A 22,077-nucleotide genomic window follows, 5' to 3' on the forward strand; every position below is an offset into this window, starting at 1 on the left:
TGCGCTGCATCACCACTCGTAGGCGACGCTGAAATGAAAGCGGTGGTCACCGCGGGCGGTGTTGCCCACGGCTTTGAGGGGGTACGCCCATTGCAGGGCGGCATCGAGACCGTTGAAGCCTTTGAGGCGCAAGCCCAGACCCAGACTGGCCAGGGTGAAGCGGCTGGTGGCGGTGATGGGTTCGAGCACGCGCACGGTGCCCGCGTCGACAAAGGCAATGGCGTGCAGGTCGGTCACCGCTTCGCCCAGCGAGGGGAAACGGCCCTTGAAGTTGGGCGACTTGCCCTCCAGCGACACCGCCAGGCCGGTCTCGCCCAAGGCGGCCGATTCCAGGTAGCCACGCACCGTGTCCACACCGCCGATGGCGAACTGCTCGTTGGAAATGAGCGGCTGCCCGGCCACCTGCCATGTGGTGCGCAAGGCAAGGCCGTAGTCGTTGGCCAACGTGCGCTCTTGCGAGGCATTGCCGCGCAGGTAGGCGTAAGACGGACGGCCCTTGAAGCGCTTGTCGGCGAACTCCTGCTCGTCGCTGCCCAGGCCCTGCACGTTGAAGTTGAACGACAGGCCCAAGCGTGTCGTGCCCTGCTCGGTCAGGCGCGTGCCGTCCCAGCCGATGGTGAACGGCGTGTATTTGATCGGCGTGTTGAAACCGCCACTGCCGATGAGGTTGACCGACTGGTCGAAGTCCTTGACGTCCACGCCGAACGAGGCGCTGTGGAAGAACGAATCGCTGCCCGGCAAGGGCTTGATATAGCGCGCGCCCAGGATGGTGCCGCGGCCGACCACGTTGAGCGTGCCCACGGCCGACACGTCGGAATCGGACTTGACGCCATAGAGCGCGAGAAACTCACCCCCCGCCAGCGGAATGGTGTAGTTGACCGAGAACACCTGGCTCTCGCTGGGATTGCTGGGCGCGGTTTGCAGGCTCAGGCCAATGCTGTGCTGCTTGCCCCAGAGGTTGTCGTAGCGCACGCTGGCGTTGAGCCGGGTGCGCGACGTGTCGGGGCTGTAGCGGTCGTTGAGCTCCACGCTGCCGTGCAGCGGCAGCTTGTCCTGCACCTTCAGGTCCACCTCCACCGTGCCCGGCGTCTTGCCCGGGCGCAGCACCGGCGTGACACGCCGGTCGGCGTTGCGGTTGAGCGCGGTCAGCTCGGTCTGCATGTCTTGAAAATTGGGCACATTGCCTTCGGCCAGCTCGGGCGCACCGGCGCGGATGGCGCCCTGGTCGAAGTAGCGCGACTCCACCACCCGCAGGCGGTCCACCGGTGCTTCGGTCACGGCCAGACGCACCACGCCTTCGTTCACCCGCTGCTGCGGGATCGTCACCAGCACGGTGAGGTAGCCCACACCGTGGTAGGCCTTCTCCAGCGCCTCGCGCGCTTTCTCCACGTCGGCCAGCGTCTTCTGCTCGCCCATGTGCGGGTACACCGCTTTCTCCACGGTCAGCGCGGGGATGAGGGTGGTGCCTTCGACGCGGTATTCGAAGATGTCGAATTTCGCTTCCTGGGCCTGGGCAGAAGTTCCACAGAACAAGGCCCCGACCAACAGGCTGAGGGCCGCTGCACCACGGCGCAGGAATACGAAGGAGCGTCCTGGCGCGGGTCTGAACAAACACAGCAGCATGAAACGCCTGTTAAAAAAACAAATTCACAAAACAGGATCGGGACAGCCATCGCTGGCTGTCCCGGATACCGGTTCAAGACACCGGCCACACCGGGCGTGGAGCACGCCCGGGTGTTGGTCAGGTCGTCGGATTACTGGATCGATGCCGAGCAGGCATTGCCGCCCTTGTAGCCCTTGGACACCTGGGTCGGGAAATCGACGTTGGCGAAACCAGACAGCGGCGTGGCGAACAGACCGCGCAGATCGGTCACGCTCGGGTCGCCCAGAACCGTGGCCAGACCGGTCATCAGGCCAGCGCCTTCGGCCGGTGCGGTGGCAGCGGTGAAGGCCACCAGCTCGTACCAGAACTCGTAGTCGCCGTCGATGGCGGTCTGGCGCTGCTTGGCGTCGGCCGTGGGCGACACGCTGTTCAGCTTGGTGAAAGCAAACTTCTCGGTGCCGGCTGCCGCGTTTTCCAGCGACAACACGCCGATGGCGTAGGCGTTCGCGTTGGAAGCAGCGGTGATGTTGGCCTTGACGTCGCCCGAACCGTTGTTGGAACGGATGGTGACGCTGGGGTACACCGTGGAGCCGACCAGGTTGGAGCCGTCCGGCGTCAGCGCACCGGCACCCAGACCCGTGGCGCAAGGAGCGTTCAGGAAGAAGGCGTTGGACGACGACTGGGTGCCCGACGTGCCGACCCGGCGCTCGACCTGCAGCGGCGCGCCGGCCAGCGTGCTGGCCAACAGGCCAGCGTCCTTGTCAGCGGCCCCACCGCCCACCAGGGAAGCGTACTTCTGGCGGCTCACGTTGGGCTGGCAGGCCGGGGTGGTGTTCACCGCGGTGATGGCGGCACCGGAGCCGGTGGCGGCGCATGCGGGGCTGGTGATGCCCTGCGACTGCTGCATGGCCACATACAGCGGGTAGCTCACGGCCAGGCCAAAGCCCTGGGCCACGTTGGTGGACACTTCGCTGCCGATGTCGGTCAGGCTCTTGATCACGCCCAGGTTGAGCTGGTTCAGGGTGTACTCGGTGTCCGACACACCGCCCACGGGCAGGGTGGGCACGGCGTTCACGCTGGCGTTGGGCGCCACGGTCACGGCCAGACTGCCACAGTTGAGGTAGGTCGGGTCTTGCGTGGCAAAGCCGGTCAGGGCGCAGGTGTTGCCGGTGGTGGCAGCGATGTTCTTCAGGCGCTTCACCGAGCCGCTCACGCTGGGGTTCACTTCACCCGCCAGGAACAGGTGCGGGGTGTAGGCCTCAAACGAGCCCACGTCGAAGGTGTGGTAGACGACGGTCTTCTTGCCTTCCAGATCGGCACCGGCCGCAGGGCCCATGGTGCAGGCGTAGGCGGCGAACTTGCCGGCGGCGCTCTTGCCGGGGGCCGCATCGGCAGCGGTGGTCACCGACTTTTCCAGGTACACGTGCAGGTCGTCAGGAGCGCCGTTGCTGTTCGCGTCAACGCACAGCTTGCGGATGCCGCCGTACACCGAAGCGGTGGGGGCGGTGGCGCCGTTGATCCACAGCTGCACGGTGGAAGCGTCGATCTGCGCGGGGGTCAAGGCGAAGGAAGAAGAAGCCACGCAAGCCAGTGCAGCGGCCAGGGAGATGGAACGGATTTTCATGATGAAGTCCAAAGGATGGAAGACTGGAGGAAGAGAGACCGAGGGAAAGAGAGACCACCCGCCCATGGGCGAGCAGCCTCACCTGAAACCCAGGAACGTGAGGCCAGGCGCGCGCTTCAGGCGGCCTTGTTGTTGCGGCGGCGGGCGATGGCACCCATCAGGCCCAGACCAGCCAGCAACATGGCGTAGGTTTCGGGTTCCGGCACGGCGGTCACGCTGAAGGTCAGCACGTCGCCTTGCAGGGTCCACAGGCCGTATTCGGTGCCGCCAACGGTGGCGCCGTTGTTGTCGAACTCGATCACACCGTCACCGTCGAAGTCGTAGCCGATGGCCGTGAGCTTGGCCTTGGCGGAGCCGGTCAGGCTGCTGGAGACCTGGTTGAAGAAGGCCACGGCCTGCTGCTGGCCCGCGAAGGTGGTGCTGCCGTCGGCGTATTGGCCGTTGTACTGGCCGTTGGTGTCGAACATGGAGGTTTGTGCAATCTTCTCCATGCCGGTGCCGTTGTTGAAATAGGCAGCACTCCCTGCGCTGGCCAGGTTGGCTCCGTTGGCGTCGGTCGCATGCGTGCCGCTGACGTTCACGTTGTTGAAGAAGCCAACCACTGTCGAGTTGCCAGCAAGGCCATTGTTGACCGTGTTGGTAGACGAGGTGACCGCCAGCGCGGCGCCGGTGGTGGCGTTGATGGCGTTGCCAGAGGCGTAAATGCCACGCGAACCCACTGCGGTGCCCTCACCGTCCAGAGCCATCACCTGCAGCTGTGCCGTGCTGGTGGCGCCTGCACCGGCAGCCGCGGCATTGAAGTCGGTCAGGACGGTGCCGTAGTTGCCGATCACGGAAGCCGTCAGGCCGGTGCCGCTGTACTGGCCCGTGCTCAGGTTCCACGAACGGAACCACTCCGTGCCGCCACCGGACAGCGTGGTGTTGATGTCGACTTGCCAGGTGGCCAGCTGGGAATACGACAGACCCAGGTCGAACGAAGCCGAGGAGCCAGCGGAGGCATTGCCGAAGGACACGGAAGCCAGGAAGGTGCCGTCGCCAGACGCAGCGCCGGAGTCAACAGCGGCGTGGGTCAGGCCGGTGGCGGCCAGCAAGGCGGCCGCTGCGATGAGTTTGAGTTTCATGTGTGATTCCAATCTGAAGTGAAGTGACAAGGAAGGGGGGAACTTTTCGCCGGTTGCAGCTCCAAGCCATCGGCTGCACAGGAGGAACTGTAGAAATCCAACGTTGCACCGCATTGGTTCGGTTCCCGTGTCCGCGTAGTCCGTTCAGGTAGTGAAATCCGTCACACACCGGGCTTCACCCGCCCTCTCCCCTCCCACACCCCGTTTCAGTTCAGATCGCTGTGCGCCATCAACCGCAAGGTGGCGCTCTTGCCCACGGCCTGGGCGCGGTTGTTCACGTTGAGCTTGCGCATCACCTTCTGCAGGTGGTTCTTCACCGTGGGTGGGCTGATGCCCAGGATCTGGCCGATCTCCATGTTGGTCTTGCCGTTCTTCACCCAGTGCAGCACCTGGATCTCGCGCTTGGACAACAGGGTCACGGGCGCCAGGTCCACCGCGCTGCCCGAGGCTTCGCGCATGCGCATGCGGTGCAGCGCCAGGTGCATGTGGGGCATGAGCAGTTCCAGCAGATAGGCGTCGCGCTCGCTCGGCAAATGGTCCATGCCGGCGAAGACGAAGAAGCTGCCGTAGCTCCCCTGCATTTCACGCACGCCGTGCACGGCCACATGATTGAAGCCGCAGTGCTTGAGGTCGCTGATGAGCTGGCGCCGGCCCACCTGGTCGCCGCCTTCGCTGCTGAGCAGGCGCGGAATGCGCCCGCCGCGCAGCCAGTCGTCCACCAGGCGGGGCAGCAGGCCATCGGCGCGGTCGGTCACCAGCGCGTCCACCCGCTCGCTGGTCAGGCCGTTGGAGAAGCACTCCACCCGCAGCTGCATGCGCTCGATGTCGCCGTGCGCGCACCACAGCGATTCGTGGGCGATGAAGCCTTGCAAGGCACCTTGCGCCCACAGGAAGAACTGCGCGCGGGTCTGTACCTCGAGCGCGCGCTCCATGGTCATGAGCAGGTGTTCAAGATCGCTGGCGTTCAAACGGACAAACGATGTATTCGTTCTCATGAGGCTCCTCTGGAAGCTGTGTTGTTGTCGGTTGCTGTTTCCGCAGGTGCAGCCATGGCTGGCGCGGCTTCAAAAACCCACTGGCTGTAGGCCGTGGTGCCGTTCAGGGCGGCGTCTTGTGGTTCGTGCGCCTTGCGCAGCGACTCGCCGCCATGGCGGGTGTGGATGCCGGTGATGCGCCCGCCGGGTTTGACAAGCACCCACTCGGTGCTGTTGGTCATGGGGTCGCGCCAGAGGCGGCGCAGGTGCGGCACGGGCGTTGGAAAGCGCTTGTCCTGCAGCAGGTCGTCCAGCGTGGCCGGCGTGTTGGGCGAGCCGTCGGGGCTGCGGTCGCGGTAGGACGCCAGCGCCAGCCGGAACTGCTGACCCACGAACAGCAACTGCGCTTCTTTCTCGCGTTGCGAAGCGGTGCGCCACACCTCGCCCGCGCCGGCCAGCGTGATGCCCATGACAGCGATGGCGAACAGCACCATGAGGTAGCCAAAGCCCCCTTGTCGGCGACGGCCTGGCGAGTGGCGTTCACCACTGGTCATAGGTCTTGCCCTCCTCCACCGCGCCGCTGCGCAGGTCCCACACGCCGCTGGTGGTCTCGGCTGTCTCGCCCTGCAGGCTGCTGGGTGGTGGCAGCAGGGTCCAGGTGTCGCTGCTCTCGGTGATGGGGTCGGTGGGCAGGCTGCGCAGGTAGCGCTTGTCCACCAGTTCGTCCAGCGTGGCGGGGTAACGGTCGTTGTCGGCCGCAAACTTGTCAATGGCGTCGCGCGTCACGGCCAGCGTTTCGCGCAGCGCCGTTTCCCTGGCGCGGTCCAGGTGCGCAAAGTAGCGCGGCGTGGCGATGGTGAGCAGCGTGGCAATGATGGCCATGACCACCATGAGTTCGATGAGGGTGAAGCCGCGGCGGGTGTTCATGCTGTTCACCATTCGCGATAGGGCTGGCCGTTGAGGCCGGTGCGCCGGGAGCGCGAATACACGTCGTACACGTCTTCGCCTTCGGCGGGCGCATCGGGCGGGCTGCTGTAGGCGCGCAGCCCCCAGGTTTCGGCGGCGCTCAGGCTGCGGTCGGTGTTGAACGGGTCGCGCGGCAGGCGGCGCAAAAAGTAGATGCGCGCGGTGGTGGCACTTTTCGCGTCGGCCACCCCGTCCACCAGTTCGTCCAGGTTGCGCGGGTAGCCGCTGCCACCTGTGCGCGCCAGCACCCGGCCTTCGTCGGTGGCGCGCTTGTGCGCGTCGAGTGCGCCGCGGATCTGGCGCAGCGCGGTGCGCAGTTCGTGCTCCCGGGCCCGCTGCACATTCAGCTCCACCAGAGGCACCGCCACCGAGGCCAGCACGGCCACGATGGCCACGGTGACCACCAGTTCAATGAGCGTGAAGCCGCGGGCCCGGTGTTTCATGGGGCCTGCCCTGCGGGACGTGCGGGTGCGAGTGGCGCCACCGGTGTGAGCGTCATCGACGACGGGGCTTCGGTGGCCGCCGCCGGGGCCGCCGGCACGGCGGGCGGCGGTGGGGCAGGAGCGGCCGCGCCCGGCGATGGCGTGGCACCTCCCTGCCCGGCCGCGGAACTGGAGTCGCCTGTTTCGGTGCTGGCTTCTTCGGGCGGCTCGGTGTTGACAGGCGCGCGGGCGGCTGGCGGCGCACCGGCGGAGCGCGGTGCGGGGCGGGCACCGGCGCCGCCACCGGACAGAGAGAGCGTGCGCGGCGCGGCTCGCTTGAGCACCAGCGGTGGCGCGCCCACGTCGGACTCCGAACCTGCGGGCTCGTTGACGGCGTTGGCGTCGGGCCGGGCCACGTTGCGCACGATGCGCGGCGTGATCAGCAGCACGATCTCGGTCTTGCTGTTGTTGTCGCGCGTGCTGGAGAACAGCCGCCCCAGCGTGGGGATGTCGCCCAGGCCGGGCAGGCGGTTGGCGCTGCTGCGCTCTTCGTCGCTGATGAGCCCGGCCAGCACCTGCGTTTCGCCGTCCCGCAGGCGCAGCACGGTGGCCGCGCTGCGTGTGCCGATCTGGTAGGCCAGCGAGCCCGCCGGCCCGGTGACTTCGCGGGTCACCGAGCTCACCTCCATCTGCACCTTGATGCCGACCTCGTCGTCCAGGTAGACATTGGGCTCCACGTCGAGCTTGAGGCCCACGTCCAGGTAGGACACCGAAGCCGACACGCCCACGTTGGCGGTGGAGGTGGTGGTGAACACCGGCAGCTTGTCGCCGATGTGGATCTTGGCCTTCTCGCGGTTCTTCACGCGGATGCGAGGGTTGGCCAGGGTGTTGCCGTCGCCGGCCTCGCTGCGCAGGTTCAGCGTGAGCGCCGGGTTGGACACGAACGAGGTCAGGCCATTGCGGTTGCGCAGGTCCACAAAGCCCTGGGCCAGCGTGCCGCCCAGCGTGGTGTTGCTTTGCGTCACGCCGTTGTTGACGATGGTGGTGTTGAGGTCGGGCTGCAGGCGGCCATAACCAATCTGGTCGGGGAAGCGGATACCGAGCTCCTGCAAACGGCTGCGAGTGACTTCCAGCACCTCCACGTCCAGCATCACCTCGGGCTCGGCCATGTCGAGCGATTCGATGAGCTTCTCGGCCAGGCGCACCGCGTCGGCCGTGTCCTTGATGATCACGAGGTTGAGCTTTTCGTCGACAAAGATGTCCTTGGTCTTCACCAGCGTGCGGATCATGGTCTGCGCCTGCTTCACGTCGGTGTTGGCGAGGTAGAACGTGCGGGTGACCAGGTCCTTGTAGTCCCGCGCCTTCACCGGCGTGTCGGGATAGATCATCAAGGTGTTCTGGTTGAGCAGCTTGCGTTCGAGCTGGTTGGTGGTGAGCACCAGGCCGATGACTTCTTCCACGCTCGCATCGCGCACGAAGATGGTCACGCGGGTGTCGGAGCGCACGTCCTTGTCGAACACGAAGTTCACGCCCGAGGTGCGGGCGATCACGTCGAACACCGATTTGATCGGCACGTCCCGGAAGTCCAGCGTGATGGGCTTGGACAGGGCCGCGGTCAGAGCCGTGGGGGGCGCATCGGGGCGCGGTGCGTCGGCCCGCAGCCGGGCCAGCAGGCGACGCGCTTCGGCCTGGGTTGGCGCCACGGACAGAACCTCGCGCAGCACACGCTCCGCGCCTGCGCTGTCGCCCTTGGCGAGCAGGGTGCGGGCCTGGGTCATGCGGGTGGCCACGCGGCGCTCGTTCTCCAGCGCGATCATGCCGTCGCGCACACGCGGGTTGTTCGCGTCCAGGCGGGTGGCGCGTTCGTAGAGTGCCTGCGCTTCGTCCAACCGGCCTTGCAGGCGCTCTGTCTCTGCGAGTGCCACGAGCTGGGCCGACACCCGGTCGCGCTGGCGGAAATACAGGGCGCGCAGCTCGGTGTTGTTACCCGATTCGCGCACGCCCAACTCAAGGCGCTGCACGCTTTCGTCCAACTGGCCGGCTTCCATCAGCGCCTGGCTTTCCCGGATGGCGGGGTGGGTGGCACAGCCCGCGCACACACACAGGATCAGCATGGCCGCCATGCGACTTGAAATGAGCAAGGGGTTCAAGGGGTGCTTCCAAACAGCAGGCGCTGTGGTTCGTTCAAAGGCAGGTAGGTCAGGCGCATGCCCAGCGGGGTGATTTCGTCCACCCGGTAGTTGGGCAGCAGGTCGCCCTGGCGCACCACGCGCGGCAACTGCTGCGCGCCCTCGGCGAGAAATGCGATCACGCGGCCGTCCTCTTCCATGCGGCCGAGGTAGCGGTAGGGCAATTCAGGGGCGCGTGGTGGCGGCGCAGGGGCCACCGCAGCGGGCGGTGGTGGTGGGGGTTGCCAACTCAGGGTGGCGAACAGATCACCACCCTCTCGCGTCATGCGCTGGGCCTCGAGCTCGCGCGGGGCGCTGGGGTTTGTGCTCGCCACCGCAGACACGCCGGTCACCCGAGGTCGGGCCGTTGATGCGGTGCGCTGCGGCGCGGCCAGCAGTTCCTCGCCAGCATCGTCCACACCAGCGGCGTACCAAGTGGCCGCCAGCGTGAGCACCAGGCTCGAACCCAGCCAGAGCGATCGGCGATTGGCCATCACGGTGCCTTGAGGTAGAACGACCAGCGCACCCGCGCCTGGACCCTGGATTCGCCCACGGTATTGCGCTTGAAGCTGAGTTCATCCAGCGCCATGGTCGGCAGCTCGTTGAGCACATCGGCCATCCAGGCCCGCAGATCGGGGTAGGTGCCGTCGGCAGGCAGCGTGATCTGGTAGCGCTGCAGGCGACCACCGGGCTCATCGACCAGGCGGTATTCACCGGTGGACAGCACCACACCGTGTTCGCTGGCGCTGCGGTGGATGTGCCGTACCGCCTGCAATGCGCCAGCGGTCCGCGGCAGCCCCGCTTCGAACGTGGCCAATTGGGTGGCCTGGTCAAGCTGAGGATCGGGCTGGCGGTCCCGGCGCTCACGCTCGGCCATCTGCGCCTGCTGCAGGGCGCGTGTCTCGGCGCGGGTGCTGTCGGTGCCAAAGTGGGCGATGGGCCACACCAAGGCCATGAACACCAGACCCACCGCCGCCGGCCAGCCGTGGCGGTGCAACAGGAAGGCCATCCGGGTGGTGAGCGGAACTCTCAAGACGCGCCTCCCCAGGCGATGTCGACCGAAAAGCGGATCACCGACACGCCGTCTTGCAAGATCACCTCGTGCGAGCCGAGCACCACCGAGCTGGACACCGGCGACAGGCGCAGGGTCTCGACATAGGCGATCACCTCGGCCATGGTCCGGGCCTCGCCGGTGATGCGCAGCTGGCGTGTGGTGCCCTGTGCCTCGAACCCGAGCAGCGCAATGCCGGGTTCGGCCAGGCGTTCGAGCTCCTTGAGCAGTTTGCCCCAGGGGTGTGCAATGGCCTTGCCCACGCGGGCGTTGGCCACCACCACGGCGGGTGCCAGCGTGGGCGCCGCGGTGCGGGGCTTGGCCTTGGCGCTGCGGGACTGCCGCTCGGCGTGGTCCAGCGTGGACTGGAATTCTTCGCGCGCCTGGGCGTAGTCCAGCGCGGACAGCAACAGGCCCACCAGGCCCGCGAACATCAGTGCCCAGCCCAGCAGGGAAGCACGCGGGCGACGGCGCAGAAAGTCGATGCGAAGTGGTGGCATCGTCAGGCTCCCCAGGCCATGCGTTCAATGCCGGACTGTGCAGGGGACCGGTCGTCACGCTCACCCGCCAGCCAGACCAGACGCGGATCGCGCTCGCGCTCGCGCTCGGCTTCGGCGCCACAGCCCACGAGGTAAACCGTGGGCGGCTCCCTGGAGAGATCGAATCCACTGGCCAGCTGAATCTGGGCCTGCAGGGCCGGCAACACGCTGCGCCAGCCGGCCGCCGACGGGTCGTTGTGGCGCGCTGATCGCAGCCCGTGCCACACACCGCGGTGCAACAGGCCCAGCGTCAGGCTGCCCGGCTCGGCCACACCAAACCAGGCCATCTTCTGGCCCACGCTGCTGCGCCAGTGGTCGAACGCAGCCGAGAAGTACGGCACCACGCTGGCCACGCTCGTCTCGCCAATGCTCTGCAGGCTGTCGAGCTCGGCCAGCAGCGTCTCATCGATCGCACACGCAGGCAGCGCCCGCCCGGGCAAGGGCTCGGTGTGCACGACACGCCAACTGTCGGCCACGGTGCCGAAGGTGGCGCGAAACCGAAGCCGGGCGTAGGCTTCCAGCTCCTGGGGACGCACCAGTTGGGGCTGCCATTCCAGCAACTGCCAACGCACCAATTGACTGCTCAGGAACACGTGCAGTCGGGCGCGCTTCAGATCGTGTTCTCGCAACCAGGTGGACAAGGCCGCCATCGCGGGGTGCCAGGCCGGCGCGTGCATGCCGGACGGGGCAACAGCCACCACCTCTGTCTTGCCATCGGCTTCACCACGCCGGCGGCCCGCACGGCCGATCACCAGCCGGTTTTCAAGCAAGGCCACCTGCAGCACAGGGCGTTCAGCGAACAACACGGTTGAGCTCCTGCAAGGTGGTTTCTCCCATGCGCACCAGGTCCATGCCCACATCGCGCAGCACGCGTGTGCCCTTGCGGTGTGCCGCCTCCTTCACCCGGCGCACCGGCTCCTTGGTGACGATCATTTCGCGCAGTTCATCGTCCAGCAGCAGCACCTCGGCCACCGCCTTGCGGCCCTTGAAACCGGTGCCACGGCAGCTCGCACAACCGCGACCCGCGCGGAACTGAAAGCCGCTCACATCACCCAGCCGGCTCTCGGCCAGCAGTTCGGCCGGAGGCGTGTCGTGCACCGAACAGTCGGGGCAGTTCACGCGCACCAGGCGCTGCGCCACGATGCCATTGAGCGCGGCCACCAGGCTGTAGGGATCCACGCCCATGTGGGTGAAGCGGCCCAGCACATCGAACACGTTGTTGGCGTGCACGGTGGTGAGCACCAGGTGGCCGGTGAGCGCGGCCTGCACAGCGATCTGCGCGGTCTCGCCGTCGCGGATTTCACCCACCATGATCTTGTCGGGGTCGTGTCGCAAGATGGACCGCAGCCCGCGCGCAAACGTCAGCCCCTTCTTCTCGTTCACCGGGATCTGCAACACACCGTTGAGCTGGTATTCCACCGGGTCCTCGATGGTCACGATCTTGTCGTGCCCGTGGTTGATTTCGTTGATGGCGGCGTACAGGGTGGTGGTCTTGCCGCTGCCGGTGGGGCCGGTGGCGAGCAACATGCCGTAGGGTTCCTGGCACAGCGCCCGCAGCGCGCCCATGGTTTGCGCATCGAAGCCCAGCGCTTCCAGCCGCAGGCCCGTGACCTGGTCCGAGAGGCGCTCCTTGTCGAGCACACGCAGCACCGCATCTTCACCGTGGATGCTGGGCATGATGGACACGCGGATGTCGATGTCGCGCCCGAGCGCGGCCACTTTGAAACGCCCGTCCTGCGGCACACGCCGCTCGGCGATGTCGAGCTCGGCCATCACCTTGATGCGCGAGATCACCTGCTCGGCGTTCTCGCTGCCGTGGATGCCGCCCACGCTGGCGAGCACACCGTCGATGCGGTACTTGATGTAAATGCCGCCCGTGCCGGTTTCCAGGTGGATGTCGCTGGCGCCGGACTTGAGCGCGTCGTACAGGGTGGAGTTGACCAGCCGCACCACGGGGCTCGCATCTTCGCTGATACTGCGCAGCGAGATGTCTTCCAGGCCCTGGCTGGAGGCCGTGGCCTGCTGCATGGGTGCCAGGCTGTCCATGGCGCGCAGGCTGTCCTCGTGGCGGGCCAGGTAGGCCGCGATGTCGGCGCGCCTGGCCAGGTGCACTTGTTTGGGCTGTCGCACGCGCTCTTCGGCCCAGGCCATGAGGTCGGCGTTGAACGGGTCGCCCACAACCAGCAACAAGTCGCCGCCTTCAGCGCTGCGCATCAGCAGGCATTCGCGCTGCAGGGCTTCGCCGTAGGGCAGCAGGTCGAAGGCCGGCACCAGGGCGTGCAGTTCGTCCATGTGCAGTGCGGCCATCTGCGCGGTGGCGGCCAGCCGGCTCACCCACTCGCCCGGCGACCCCGATTGGGCATCCAGCCAGTCGATCAAGCCCATGCCCTGGCTGTCCGCCGACGCGCGCGCTCTCTGCAGCTCGGCGGCGGTGTACGGATGGGCCAGGTGGGGGAGTTCGTGGCGCGCGTTCATTGCACGCTCTCCGCCAGTTGGAAGATGGGCAGGTACATCAGCACCACGATGGCGCCGATCACCAGACCCATGATCAGCATGAGCGCGGGGCCCAGCAAACGCGTGGCCCATTCGGCCCAGCGCGAGAGTTCTTCGTCGTGGAACGCAGCTGCGCGCTCCATCATGTCGCCCATGTTGCCGGTGCGCTCGCCCACCCGCAGCATGCGCAACGACACCGCCGTGCTCAGCCCCTGGCTCTCGAACGCGTGCGACATGGGCTGGCCTTCGCGGATGCGACTGGTGGCTGCGACCAGACGCGGTTGCAATGCGGGCGACAGCAGTCCACTGACCATGTCGAGTGCGGGCACGATGGCGATGCCACCGCGCAGCAACATGCCCAGCGTGCGGTACAGCCGGGCCAGCTGGAACACCCGCATGTGTTCACCAATGGCCGGGATGCGCCAGAGCTGCCCCATCAAACGTTGCCCGAGCCATCGACCGCCCCCCATGAACAAGCCCACCACCACCGCCACCATCAAACCCAGGAGCACCGGCCAGTACTGCTCGACCGCCTGCCCCCACTGCAACATGAGGCGCGACATGAAGGGCAGTTCGTCGCCCATGTCTTCATAGATGTGCGAGAAGCGTGGCACCACATAGCCCATGAGAAACAGGATGACCAGGCTGCTCACGCCGATCAGCATGACGGGGTAGATGGCCGCACTCACCAGCTTGTTGCGCAGGGTCTCCAGCTGGTTGCCATAGGCGATATAGCGGCCCAGTGCCTCGCTCAGGTCGCTGGTGCGCTCGCTGGCACGCACCGTGGCCACAAACAAGGGGGGAAAGGTCTGGGGCATGGCCTGCAGCGCGCTGGAAAACGTGTGGCCTTCGCGCAGGCTCAGCAGCAGCTTTTGCAACACCGTGCGCACCGGCGCTCTCGATTCCTTCTCGGCCAGCGTTTCCACCGCCTCCACGATGCTCACGCCCGAGCTCAGCAGCGACAACAGTTCCTGGCTGAACAGCAACAACGGGAAATCCGCCCGGGCTGGTGAGCCCACACCACCCAACCCACTTTCGCGCGAGATGGACACCACGGCGTTGCCCAGCGCCTGCACTTGTCGACGCACATCGTCCACGGTGTCGGCGTCCACGACGCTGACCGCCATCGACATGTCCGCCTGCAGGAACTTCACGCGGTAGCGCATGGCTACCAGCTCACCAGGTCTTCGGCTTCGCCCGTGCCGCCGGGCTGGCGGTCCTTGCCGTAGGACAGCAGGTCGTATTCGCCCTGCTCGCCCGGCGAGCGGTAGATGTAGGCCAGACCCCAGGGGTCCAGCGGAACGCCCTTCTTCAAATAGGGCCCTGACCACTTGCTGTCGTTGGCGGGTCGCTCGTTCAAGGCGGCCAGCCCTTCGTCGCTGGAGGGGTATCGCCCGACATCCAGGCGGTACTGGTCCAGCGCCTTGCCCAGCGCATCGATCTGCGCGCGTGCGGTCTTGACTTCGGACTTGCCGATCTGCGCGAAGAAGCGCGGACCGACGAATCCCGCCAGCAGCCCAATGATGACCATGACAACCAGGAGTTCGAGCAGGGTGAATCCACACTGCCTCCGATTGCGAGGCGCGGTTTGTCGAGACATGGGGTGCTCCGGATCGAGTGAACGTTGCAAGCGCACTTGCGTGAAGTCAGCTTAAAAAGGTCATATGTAACCCGGGTTACACGTAGACGTTGGGCGCTTGAATTTCGATGAGCAAGAGCGCGATTGGTCCGAACGGACTACGCGGATGGGTCTGACTCGTTACAAGCCCAACACACCGCGACCGGTGGGTTCAGGCGCCAGACAGGCTGTAGCCGCTGCCGCGCACCGTGCGAATGACGTGATCCAGACCCGAGGGCAACAAGGCATTGCGCAGGCGACTGATGTGCACGTCCACCGTGCGGTCGTCTCCCACGAATTCGGGGCCCCACACGTGGTCCAGCAACTGACTGCGGCTGTACACGCGGTCGGTGTGGGTGACGAGAAAGTGCAGCAGGCGGAATTCGGTGCTGCCCAGTGACAAGGGCTGGCCTTTGGCGATCACGGTCTTGGCCGCCGGGTCCAGCACCAGCCCAGCCACGCGCACCACCTCGGCCGTGACCTGTGGCACGCGGCGGCGCAGGATCACCGCAATGCGGGCGATCAGCTCTCGCGGTGAGAACGGTTTGGTGATGTAGTCGTCGGCGCCCACTTCCAGCCCCGAGATCTTGTCGCGCTCCTCGATGCGGGCCGACAGGATGATGATGGGGATGTCGCGCGTGCGCGCTTCGGAGCGAAGCATGCGGGTGAACTCCACGCCGGTCATGCCGGGCAGCATCCAGTCCAGCAACAGCAGGTCGGGCAAGGAGCGCTGCATCATGTCGCGCGCGACTTCGGCGTCAGGTGCGCAGCGGACCGAGTGTCCCGCGCGGGTGAGATTGATGGAGATGAGCTCCTGTATGTGCGGCTCGTCTTCGACAACCAGAATTTGAGCAGCCATGTTGCGTCCGTCGATGAAGTGGCGCGATCCTAGGTGCCTGGAATGACGGTTTGATTGCAGCGTTTGTCCAAACGGATCATGGTCGGTCACAGATCTGACGTACTGGCTACCTAGACTCGCGGTCTCTTCAGTCAACAGGCGTTTGTGTCACATGAAGCTCCACCACTTCAGAGGTCTTCTGATCGCAGCCGGCACAACGCTTTGCACCTTCGCGGCGTCGGCGCAAGACATCACCGGCGCGGGTGCCACCTTCCCCGCACCAGCCTACGCCAAGTGGGCCGATGCCTTCAAAACAGCGGCGGGCGCCAAGGTCAACTACCAGGCGATCGGGTCGAGTGGCGGCATTCGACAAATCGATGGTCGAACAGTGGATTTCGGCGCCACCGACGCACCGCTGAAGGACGACGAACTCACCCGCAAGGGGCAGATCCAGTTCCCCACCCTCATCGGTGGTGTGGTGCCGGTGGTGAACCTGCGCGGCGTCGCAGCGGGTCAGTTGCGCTTGACGGGCGCGGTGCTCGGTGACATCTATCTGGGCAAGATCAGCCGCTGGAGCGACCCGGCCATCGTGGCGCTCAACCCGCAACTCCCACTGCCCGACACAGCCATCACCCCGGTGTTTCGCTCAGATGGGTCGGGTACCTCGTTCATCTTCACCAACTACCTGAGCAAGGTGAACGCCGACTGGAAATCACGCATTGGCGAAGGCACCCAGGTGGGCTGGCCCACCGGCAGCGGTGGCCGCGGCAACATCGGTGTGGCCGCCATCGTCTCGCGCACGCCCAACGCCATCGGCTATGTGGAATACGCCTACGTGAAGCAGGCCAAGCTCAACTTCGCGCTGTTGCAAAACGCATCGGGCGCATTCGTCGCACCGGGCACCGAGGCGTTTCGCGCTGCCAGCACCGGCGTGGACTGGACCACTTCCCATTCCCACATGCTGACCCAGCAACCCGCACCCGAAGCGTGGCCCATCACCGGCGCCACCTTCGTGCTGATGTACGCCAGGGCCGACAACGTGGCCAACGCATCGCAGGCGCTGCGCTTCTTCCACTGGGGTCTCACCACAGGCGAATCCATGACCACCGAACTGGGCTACGCGGCCCTGCCGAAACCGGTGGTGGATTCGATCGAAGCGCTGTGGTCCCGGGTGCGCGATGCCTCTGGAAAGTCTGTTGCCTACAAGTGATCCGGCGCCTTCTGCGCGTCAGCCTTCTTCTTCGAACCCAAGCATGAACCACCTCAAACGCAACCCCATCACCAGCCTGCTGCAAACCACCGCACTGGCCTTCTCTTTGACCGTGGGCCTGAGCGCCTGCGGCAGCGAAGAAGACGGCACCAAGGCCACCCAGGTGGCCGCCAAGGTCGGCTCCAGCGAAATCTCGGTGCACCAGATCAACCAGGTGCTCAGCCGCACCCCCGTGGGCAACGCCTCCAAGGACGCGGTGCAGGCCGCCAGCCAGCAGGTGCTGGAGCGATTGATCGACCAGCAACTCGCGGTGGACCAGGCGACCGAAGCCAAGTTGCACCGCTCCCCCGACGTGGTGGCCCAGCTCGAAGCGGCACGGCGCGATGTGCTCGCGCGCGCCTACCTGCAGCAGCTCACCGGCAACGTGCCCAAGCCGACCCCGGAGGAGATCAAGAAGTACTACCAGGACAATCCCGCGCTGTTCGCCGAACGCCGGGTGTTCAACCTGCAGGAGATCCGCGTGCCCAAAGCCATCGGCATCGTGGACGACCTGAAGAAGCTGGCCGAGCAAGGCCGCCCGATCGAGGAGGTGGCCGGCTTCCTGCGCACGCGCAACGTGCAGTTCGGTGGTGGCAGCGCCACCCGCACGGCCGAACAGATTCCACTGGAGTTGCTGCCCCGCGTGCATGCGCTCAAGGATGGACAAAGCGCCGCGGTGCAGGCCGGCGACAGCGTCACGTTCTTGCGGGTGGCCTCGTCGCAGCAGGTGCCCGTGAGCGAGACCGTGGCCACGCCCGGCATTGCCCAGTTCCTGAACAACCGGCGCACGGCAGAGATCGTCACCGGTGAAATCAAGCGCCTGCGCGCGTCCACCACCATCGCCTACCTGGGCGACTTCGACCAGGCTGCCGCCAGGAGCGCGGAGTCGGCGGACAAACCGGCCGCCCCTGCCGAAACCCTGCCGCTCACCACTCCGCTGGAGAGCGGCGCCAAACCTGCGGCGAGCGCGGAACAAGGCGCCATTGAACGTGGCATTCAGGGCCTGAAGTGATGACTTCTGCCGTGACGTCGTTTTTCATGCTGGCCGTGCAGCGCTCGTGTCTGCTGCTGGTCGCACTGCTGCTCGCCAGCATCGATGCTCACGCCCAGGCGGCCCCGGTGGATTACCCGCTGGCTGCGGGAGATGCCGTGCGAGTCCAGGTGTTCCAGAACCCCGACCTCACCCTGGAGACCCGCATCTCCGAAAGCGGCACGATCTCGTTCCCGCTCATCGGCACCATTCGCCTGGGTGGGCTGGCGGTGGGTGCCGCGGAGAAAAAAATTGCAGACGCCCTGAAGAGCGGCGGCTTCCTGCAGAACCCGCAGGTCACCCTGCTGCTGACGCAGATCCGCGGCAGTCAGGTGTCGGTGCTCGGCCAGGTGGGCAGACCGGGTCGATTTCCTCTGGAAACTGCGAGCACCCGCCTGAGCGACATGCTTGCCAATGCGGGTGGCGCCACGCCCGGGGGGGACGATGTGGTCATCGTGACGGGCCAACGCGCCGGCCAGCCATTTCGCAAACTGGTCGACGTGCCATCGCTGTTCCTGCGCGAGCGAAGCGAAGACGACATCGTGCTGCAAGGGGGCGACGTGATCTATGTGCACCGGGCACCGGTGTTCTATGTGTACGGCGAGGCACAACGCCCGGGCTCTTTCCGCATCGAACGCGCCATGACGGTGATGCAGGCGCTGGCCCTGGCCGGTGGCCCGACCGCGCGCGGCTCCCGCGACCGCTTGCAGCTCCATCGCCAGCAGGACGATGGCAGCGTGGCACTGCTCACACCGCGGATGAACGACCCGGTCATGCCCAACGATGTGATCTACGTGCGGGAAAGCCTGTTCTGAAGCGCCGCTGCAACAGCCACATCCCATGACACCTCAACAACTCTTCATCATCCTGCGCGCCCGCTGGCTCGTGGTGTTCATCGCCTTCATGCTCGTGGTGGCCACCACGGCCACCGTCACGCTGATGTCCGGCAAGCAATACACCGCAACAACGTCGGTGGTGCTGGACATCAAGCCCGACCCCGTCACGGGCACCATGGCCGGCATGGCCGCCACCGGCTACATGGCCACCCAGGTCGACATCATCAAGAGCGACCGTGTGGCCAAGCGCGTGGTGAGCAACCTGCGCATGGACACGAACCTCTCCGTGCAGTCGCAATGGCGCGAAGCCACCAACGGCCGCGGACAGCTGGTCGACTGGCTCGCTGCCCTGCTCAAGGGCAACCTCGATGTGAAGCCCTCGCGCGAGAGCAACGTCATCAACATCGAGTACGTGGGCGCCGACCCCGATTTCGCTGCCGCCGTGGCCAATGCGTTCGCGCAGGCCTACATCGACGTGAACCTCGAACTGCGCGTGGACCCGGCACGCCAGTACACCGGCTTTTTCGACGAGCAGACCAAGGCGGCGCGCGCGCGCCTGGAATCGGCACAGAAGGCGTTGTCCGACTTCCAGCAGGCCAACGGCATCACCTCGACTGACGAGCGGCTGGACCACGAAACAGCCAAGCTCAACGAGACCAGCAGCCAGCTCACGGCCATCCAGGCCGCCACCACCGACAGCCGCAGCAAGCGCTCGCGCACCGACGGCGACACCGTTGCCGAGGTCATGCAGAGCCCGCTCATCAACGGCCTGAAGTCCGACATTGCAAGGCTCGAGGCCAAACTGATCGAAGGCAGTGTGAACCTGGGCAAGAACCATCCGCAAACCATGCGTGCGGAGTCCGAACTGGCCGAGCTGAAAGCACAGCTGGCATCGGAAACGCAGCAGATCACCAACTCGATCAACACCACCTACGAAGTGAACCGCCAACGGGAGTCGCAGTTGCAGGCCGCGCTGTCCGCACAGAAGTCACGCGTGTTGCTGCTCAATCAGCAACGAGACGAGATCCGTGTGCTGCGCGGTGACATCGAGTCGGCCCAGCGGGTGTTCGACTCCGTCAGCCTGCGCGCCTCGCAGAGCAGCCTGGAGAGCCAGACCAGTCAGACCAACATCGCGGTGCTCAACCCCGCGATCGCACCGGCCTTTCCGTCCGGCCCCCGGGTGAAGCTCAACATCGCGATCGCCATGTTCCTTGGCGGGCTGCTGGGCGTGATGCTGGCCCTCTCGCTGGAGTTTGCCAACCGCCGTGTGCGCTCGGCCGACGACCTGCACGAGCTTCGGGACGTGATCCTGCTCGGCAGCATCGGGCCCGCGCGCGGCATGATGAAGCCCGCCGCTGGAGCGGCGGCATGAACGCACCCGAACGCCTGAAGCCGCACGGAACGATTGGCGATCTGTTGGTGGCGCGCGGCGTGCTGCAACCCGAGCACATCAACACCATCATCGAACGCCAGCACAGCCACGATGAGCCCTTCGGCGAAGCCGCCATCGCCCTCAAGCTCCTGCAGCGCAGCGATCTGGATGCCGCGCTCTCCACCCAGTTCAACTACGGCTACCTGCACGACAACGACACCCACCTGAGCCGCGAACTGGTCACGGCCTTCAAACCCTTCTCCAGCGTGTCTGAGGAAATGCGCGCACTGCGCGGGCAGATCATGTTGCGCTGGCTCAACGACGATCGCCGCCGCCGCATGCTCAGCGTGGTGAGCCCGCAGGCGCAGGACGGCCGCAGCTTCATCGCGGCCAATCTGGCGGTGGTGTTTTCACAGCAGGGCCAGCGCACGCTGCTGATCGACGCCAACCTGCGCCAGCCCCGCCAGTCCCAGTTGTTCCACACCGGGCACAGCGCCGGACTGGCCGGCATCCTGGCTGGGCGCGCGCGCCTGGAGGTGATCGAGGCCGTGCCCGGCTTGCCCGGTCTGCGTGTGCTGCCTGCTGGATCGTCCCCACCCAACCCGCAGGAGCTGGTGGGCATGGCCAGTTTCGGTGATCTGTTGCAGCAGGTGAGTCAGAACTTCGACGTGGTGCTGATCGACACGCCGGCATGTGATCGCTTTGCCGATGCGGAAATCATCGCAGCGCGCACCGGTGCGGCGCTGGTGGTGGCACGCAAGAACCGCACACCGATGCGCCGCGTGAACGACCTCGCCAGGCGGCTGCAGGACACCGGCGTTGCGGTGGTGGGCTCCATCCTCAACCAGCACTGAGCATCAAGACCGCTCGACCTCTTCATGCGCAGCCACCCACGCCCTCACCTGAATGCGGACCGCGAGCACGATCGTGCCCAGGCCAGCGCCCACCGCATCGGCCACCAGGTCGTCGAACTCGGCGGTGCGCCCGGGCAGGTGCATCTGACTGAACTCATCCAGCCCGCCCACCAGCAGGGCGCCGACGAAGCCAATCAGCATGGCCGATGCTCCCTGGCGCCGACTTGCAAACCCGATGGCGCAGGCCAGCACGGCATACACCGACATGTGGGCCAGCTTGTCCCAGGGTGCGGGCACCAGGCCCACGGCAAATGGTTGTGCGCCGCCCACGAGCAGTGCCAGCGGAATGGCCGTCGCCAGCAAAAAGGCCATCCAGCGCGCTGCACGCTGAAGCCGCACAAGTGAAAAAACCATGACTGCCACCACCCCTGTTTCTGAAGCGACCAGCGCATCGATGGTGACGCGCCTGGTGCCGTATTCGCCGATTATGGTGGGCCTCGCCCTGCTCTATCTACCCAGTCTCCATGACTTGTTCACCGGGATCTGGGCCGAGGACGAACAGTTCCACGGCCCCATCGTGCTGGCCATCTCGCTGTGGCTGCTGCAGCGCAACTGGGCCCGGATGGAACAGGCTTCCCAGGGTGAACAAACCAGCGCCTGGGGCTGGCCGCTGGTGGCGATCGCGCTGTTCCTCTACGCGCTGGGCCGTTCACAAGGCATCGGCATATTCGAAGTTGGATCGGTGATCTGGCTGCTCGCCGGTCTGCTGCTGCTGCTGCGCGGCGGCAGAGCGCTCAAGGCGCAATGGTTCGCGCTGTTCTTCATGCTCTTCATGGTGCCCCTGCCGGCGCAGGTGGTCGATCTGGTGACCATGCCCATGAAGATGGCCGTGTCGTATGTGGCCGAAAACGTGCTGTACCACGCGGGCTACCCCATTGGCCGCAACGGGGTGGTGCTGCAGATCGGCCAATACATGCTGCTGGTGGCCGACGCGTGCGCGGGTCTCCATACCCTGCTGACACTCGAAGCCCTGGGCCTGCTCTACCTCAACCTCGTGCGGCGCGACTCGCTGTTTCGCAACGTCACGCTGGCCGTGCTGATCGTGCCGATCTCCTTCACCGCCAACGTGATCCGGGTGATGGCACTCAGCCTGATCACCTACCACTTCGGCAACGAGGCTGGTCAGGGCTTCCTGCACGGTTTTGCCGGCATGGTGCTGTTTCTCAGCGCCTTGCTGTTGATCATCAGCACCGACACCGCGCTCCAGTTCTTCGACGGCCTGCGCATGCGGGCGCGCACCCAAACCCCAAAGGCCTGAC

Annotated in this window: 22 protein-coding genes and 1 pseudogene; 6 read left to right on the forward strand and 17 right to left on the reverse strand. The window is 66.0% G+C overall.

All coding sequences use genetic code 11. The features are described 5' to 3' along the window. Positions 1–9 precede the first annotated feature (9 nt). The 16 genes and pseudogenes from V6M63_RS07365 to phoB all read right to left on the reverse strand — a co-directional run bounded on the left by V6M63_RS07365 (position 10) and on the right by phoB (position 15,438). Positions 10–1,623: a ShlB/FhaC/HecB family hemolysin secretion/activation protein gene (locus V6M63_RS07365; protein WP_332740936.1), complete on the reverse strand. Its 1,614-nt coding sequence runs from the start codon at positions 1,621–1,623 to the stop codon at positions 10–12. Between the two features lie 131 nt (positions 1,624–1,754). Next, positions 1,755–3,227 carry a hypothetical protein gene (locus tag V6M63_RS07370; RefSeq protein ID WP_332740937.1) on the reverse strand — a complete coding sequence of 491 codons (1,473 nt, stop codon included), beginning with the start codon at positions 3,225–3,227 and terminating at the stop codon, positions 1,755–1,757. A gap of 116 nt (positions 3,228–3,343) precedes the next feature. Next, a pseudogene (locus tag V6M63_RS24550) lies at positions 3,344–3,451 on the reverse strand (FxDxF family PEP-CTERM protein); the annotation flags it as partial. A gap of 1,103 nt (positions 3,452–4,554) precedes the next feature. Continuing rightward, a complete protein-coding gene (gene epsA, locus V6M63_RS07380; protein ID WP_332740939.1) occupies positions 4,555–5,343 on the reverse strand; it encodes an XrtB/PEP-CTERM-associated transcriptional regulator EpsA in 789 nt (262 codons plus the stop codon). Next, entirely contained in the window at positions 5,340–5,876 is a 537-nt protein-coding gene (locus V6M63_RS07385; RefSeq protein ID WP_332740940.1) for a type II secretion system protein, read from the reverse strand. The genes epsA and V6M63_RS07385 overlap by 4 nt, the downstream gene beginning before the upstream one ends. After that, on the reverse strand, positions 5,863–6,249 hold the full coding sequence (locus V6M63_RS07390) for a type II secretion system protein (RefSeq protein WP_442909556.1): 387 nt from the start codon (positions 6,247–6,249) through the stop codon (positions 5,863–5,865). Before V6M63_RS07390 ends, V6M63_RS07385 begins: the two co-directional genes overlap by 14 nt. Positions 6,250–6,254: 5 nt before the next feature. Further along, positions 6,255–6,731, reverse strand: a complete 477-nt coding sequence (locus V6M63_RS07395; protein WP_332740942.1) for a type II secretion system protein — start codon at positions 6,729–6,731, stop codon at positions 6,255–6,257. After that, complete coding sequence (locus V6M63_RS07400; RefSeq protein ID WP_332740943.1) at positions 6,728–8,860, reverse strand: secretin N-terminal domain-containing protein; 2,133 nt, start codon at positions 8,858–8,860, stop codon at positions 6,728–6,730. Before V6M63_RS07400 ends, V6M63_RS07395 begins: the two co-directional genes overlap by 4 nt. Further along, positions 8,857–9,372, reverse strand: coding sequence for a hypothetical protein (locus tag V6M63_RS07405; RefSeq protein ID WP_332740944.1), 516 nt, complete (start codon positions 9,370–9,372; stop codon positions 8,857–8,859). The genes V6M63_RS07400 and V6M63_RS07405 overlap by 4 nt, the downstream gene beginning before the upstream one ends. Further along, positions 9,372–9,911 carry a GspMb/PilO family protein gene (locus tag V6M63_RS07410; protein ID WP_332740945.1) on the reverse strand — a complete coding sequence of 180 codons (540 nt, stop codon included), beginning with the start codon at positions 9,909–9,911 and terminating at the stop codon, positions 9,372–9,374. The genes V6M63_RS07405 and V6M63_RS07410 overlap by 1 nt, the downstream gene beginning before the upstream one ends. Beyond that, positions 9,908–10,429 (reverse strand): PilN domain-containing protein, encoded by a 522-nt coding sequence (locus tag V6M63_RS07415; RefSeq protein WP_332740946.1) that lies wholly within the window; start codon positions 10,427–10,429, stop codon positions 9,908–9,910. The genes V6M63_RS07410 and V6M63_RS07415 overlap by 4 nt, the downstream gene beginning before the upstream one ends. 2 nt (positions 10,430–10,431) lie before the next feature. Continuing rightward, entirely contained in the window at positions 10,432–11,274 is an 843-nt protein-coding gene (locus tag V6M63_RS07420) for a hypothetical protein (RefSeq protein WP_332740947.1), read from the reverse strand. Further along, complete coding sequence (locus tag V6M63_RS07425) at positions 11,261–12,943, reverse strand: GspE/PulE family protein (protein ID WP_332740948.1); 1,683 nt, start codon at positions 12,941–12,943, stop codon at positions 11,261–11,263. Before V6M63_RS07425 ends, V6M63_RS07420 begins: the two co-directional genes overlap by 14 nt. Next, complete coding sequence (locus tag V6M63_RS07430) at positions 12,940–14,127, reverse strand: type II secretion system F family protein (RefSeq protein ID WP_332740949.1); 1,188 nt, start codon at positions 14,125–14,127, stop codon at positions 12,940–12,942. The genes V6M63_RS07425 and V6M63_RS07430 overlap by 4 nt, the downstream gene beginning before the upstream one ends. A 2-nt stretch (positions 14,128–14,129) precedes the next feature. Continuing rightward, complete coding sequence (gene gspG, locus V6M63_RS07435) at positions 14,130–14,561, reverse strand: type II secretion system major pseudopilin GspG (protein ID WP_056277205.1); 432 nt, start codon at positions 14,559–14,561, stop codon at positions 14,130–14,132. 190 nt (positions 14,562–14,751) lie between these two features. Further along, positions 14,752–15,438: a phosphate regulon transcriptional regulator PhoB gene (phoB, locus tag V6M63_RS07440; RefSeq protein ID WP_332740950.1), complete on the reverse strand. Its 687-nt coding sequence runs from the start codon at positions 15,436–15,438 to the stop codon at positions 14,752–14,754. 151 nt (positions 15,439–15,589) lie between these two features. Here phoB and pstS point away from each other — a divergent pair, with 151 nt between their 5' ends. Genes pstS through epsG form a run of 5 tightly spaced genes read left to right on the forward strand, consistent with a single transcriptional unit; the run spans position 15,590 to position 20,758 of the window. After that, positions 15,590–16,627, forward strand: coding sequence for a phosphate ABC transporter substrate-binding protein PstS (gene pstS, locus V6M63_RS07445; protein WP_332740951.1), 1,038 nt, complete (start codon positions 15,590–15,592; stop codon positions 16,625–16,627). A gap of 43 nt (positions 16,628–16,670) precedes the next feature. Beyond that, a complete protein-coding gene (locus tag V6M63_RS07450; protein ID WP_332740952.1) occupies positions 16,671–17,678 on the forward strand; it encodes an EpsD family peptidyl-prolyl cis-trans isomerase in 1,008 nt (335 codons plus the stop codon). After that, positions 17,678–18,511, forward strand: coding sequence for a polysaccharide export protein EpsE (epsE, locus tag V6M63_RS07455; RefSeq protein ID WP_332740953.1), 834 nt, complete (start codon positions 17,678–17,680; stop codon positions 18,509–18,511). The genes V6M63_RS07450 and epsE overlap by 1 nt, the downstream gene beginning before the upstream one ends. 25 nt (positions 18,512–18,536) lie before the next feature. After that, positions 18,537–19,904, forward strand: a complete 1,368-nt coding sequence (gene epsF, locus V6M63_RS07460; protein WP_332740954.1) for a chain length determinant protein EpsF — start codon at positions 18,537–18,539, stop codon at positions 19,902–19,904. Beyond that, positions 19,901–20,758 (forward strand): chain length determinant protein tyrosine kinase EpsG, encoded by an 858-nt coding sequence (gene epsG / locus V6M63_RS07465; protein WP_332740955.1) that lies wholly within the window; start codon positions 19,901–19,903, stop codon positions 20,756–20,758. Before epsF ends, epsG begins: the two co-directional genes overlap by 4 nt. Positions 20,759–20,761: 3 nt before the next feature. Here the strand turns inward: epsG and V6M63_RS07470 are convergent, their stop codons facing one another. Continuing rightward, complete coding sequence (locus V6M63_RS07470) at positions 20,762–21,172, reverse strand: VanZ family protein (RefSeq protein ID WP_332740956.1); 411 nt, start codon at positions 21,170–21,172, stop codon at positions 20,762–20,764. Between V6M63_RS07470 and xrtB the strand changes: the two genes are divergently transcribed. After that, complete coding sequence (xrtB, locus tag V6M63_RS07475) at positions 21,171–22,076, forward strand: exosortase B (protein ID WP_332740957.1); 906 nt, start codon at positions 21,171–21,173, stop codon at positions 22,074–22,076. The two genes, V6M63_RS07470 and xrtB, sit on opposite strands and share 2 nt — an antisense overlap. Position 22,077 lies beyond the last annotated feature (1 nt).

The sequence above is a fragment of the Hydrogenophaga sp. genome (assembly GCF_036675665.1).
In the GTDB taxonomy this organism is placed as follows: Bacteria; Pseudomonadota; Gammaproteobacteria; order Burkholderiales; family Burkholderiaceae_C; genus Hydrogenophaga.

Excerpts from the sequence above, each read along its gene's own strand:
- V6M63_RS07365 (WP_332740936.1), bottom strand. The coding sequence starts at position 1,623 with ATGCTGCTGTGTTTGTTCAGACCCGCGCCAGGACGCTCCTTCGTATTC.
- V6M63_RS07370 (WP_332740937.1), bottom strand. The coding sequence starts at position 3,227 with ATGAAAATCCGTTCCATCTCCCTGGCCGCTGCACTGGCTTGCGTGGCT.
- epsA (WP_332740939.1), bottom strand. The coding sequence starts at position 5,343 with ATGAGAACGAATACATCGTTTGTCCGTTTGAACGCCAGCGATCTTGAA.
- V6M63_RS07385 (WP_332740940.1), bottom strand. The coding sequence starts at position 5,876 with ATGACCAGTGGTGAACGCCACTCGCCAGGCCGTCGCCGACAAGGGGGC.
- V6M63_RS07390 (WP_442909556.1), bottom strand. The coding sequence starts at position 6,249 with ATGAACACCCGCCGCGGCTTCACCCTCATCGAACTCATGGTGGTCATG.
- V6M63_RS07395 (WP_332740942.1), bottom strand. The coding sequence starts at position 6,731 with ATGAAACACCGGGCCCGCGGCTTCACGCTCATTGAACTGGTGGTCACC.
- V6M63_RS07405 (WP_332740944.1), bottom strand. The coding sequence starts at position 9,372 with ATGGCCAATCGCCGATCGCTCTGGCTGGGTTCGAGCCTGGTGCTCACG.
- V6M63_RS07415 (WP_332740946.1), bottom strand. The coding sequence starts at position 10,429 with ATGCCACCACTTCGCATCGACTTTCTGCGCCGTCGCCCGCGTGCTTCC.
- V6M63_RS07425 (WP_332740948.1), bottom strand. The coding sequence starts at position 12,943 with ATGAACGCGCGCCACGAACTCCCCCACCTGGCCCATCCGTACACCGCC.
- V6M63_RS07430 (WP_332740949.1), bottom strand. The coding sequence starts at position 14,127 with ATGCGCTACCGCGTGAAGTTCCTGCAGGCGGACATGTCGATGGCGGTC.
- gspG (WP_056277205.1), bottom strand. The coding sequence starts at position 14,561 with ATGTCTCGACAAACCGCGCCTCGCAATCGGAGGCAGTGTGGATTCACC.
- phoB (WP_332740950.1), bottom strand. The coding sequence starts at position 15,438 with ATGGCTGCTCAAATTCTGGTTGTCGAAGACGAGCCGCACATACAGGAG.
- pstS (WP_332740951.1), top strand. The coding sequence starts at position 15,590 with ATGAAGCTCCACCACTTCAGAGGTCTTCTGATCGCAGCCGGCACAACG.
- V6M63_RS07450 (WP_332740952.1), top strand. The coding sequence starts at position 16,671 with ATGAACCACCTCAAACGCAACCCCATCACCAGCCTGCTGCAAACCACC.
- epsE (WP_332740953.1), top strand. The coding sequence starts at position 17,678 with ATGACTTCTGCCGTGACGTCGTTTTTCATGCTGGCCGTGCAGCGCTCG.
- epsF (WP_332740954.1), top strand. The coding sequence starts at position 18,537 with ATGACACCTCAACAACTCTTCATCATCCTGCGCGCCCGCTGGCTCGTG.
- epsG (WP_332740955.1), top strand. The coding sequence starts at position 19,901 with ATGAACGCACCCGAACGCCTGAAGCCGCACGGAACGATTGGCGATCTG.
- xrtB (WP_332740957.1), top strand. The coding sequence starts at position 21,171 with ATGACTGCCACCACCCCTGTTTCTGAAGCGACCAGCGCATCGATGGTG.
- V6M63_RS07470 (WP_332740956.1), bottom strand. The coding sequence starts at position 21,172 with ATGGTTTTTTCACTTGTGCGGCTTCAGCGTGCAGCGCGCTGGATGGCC.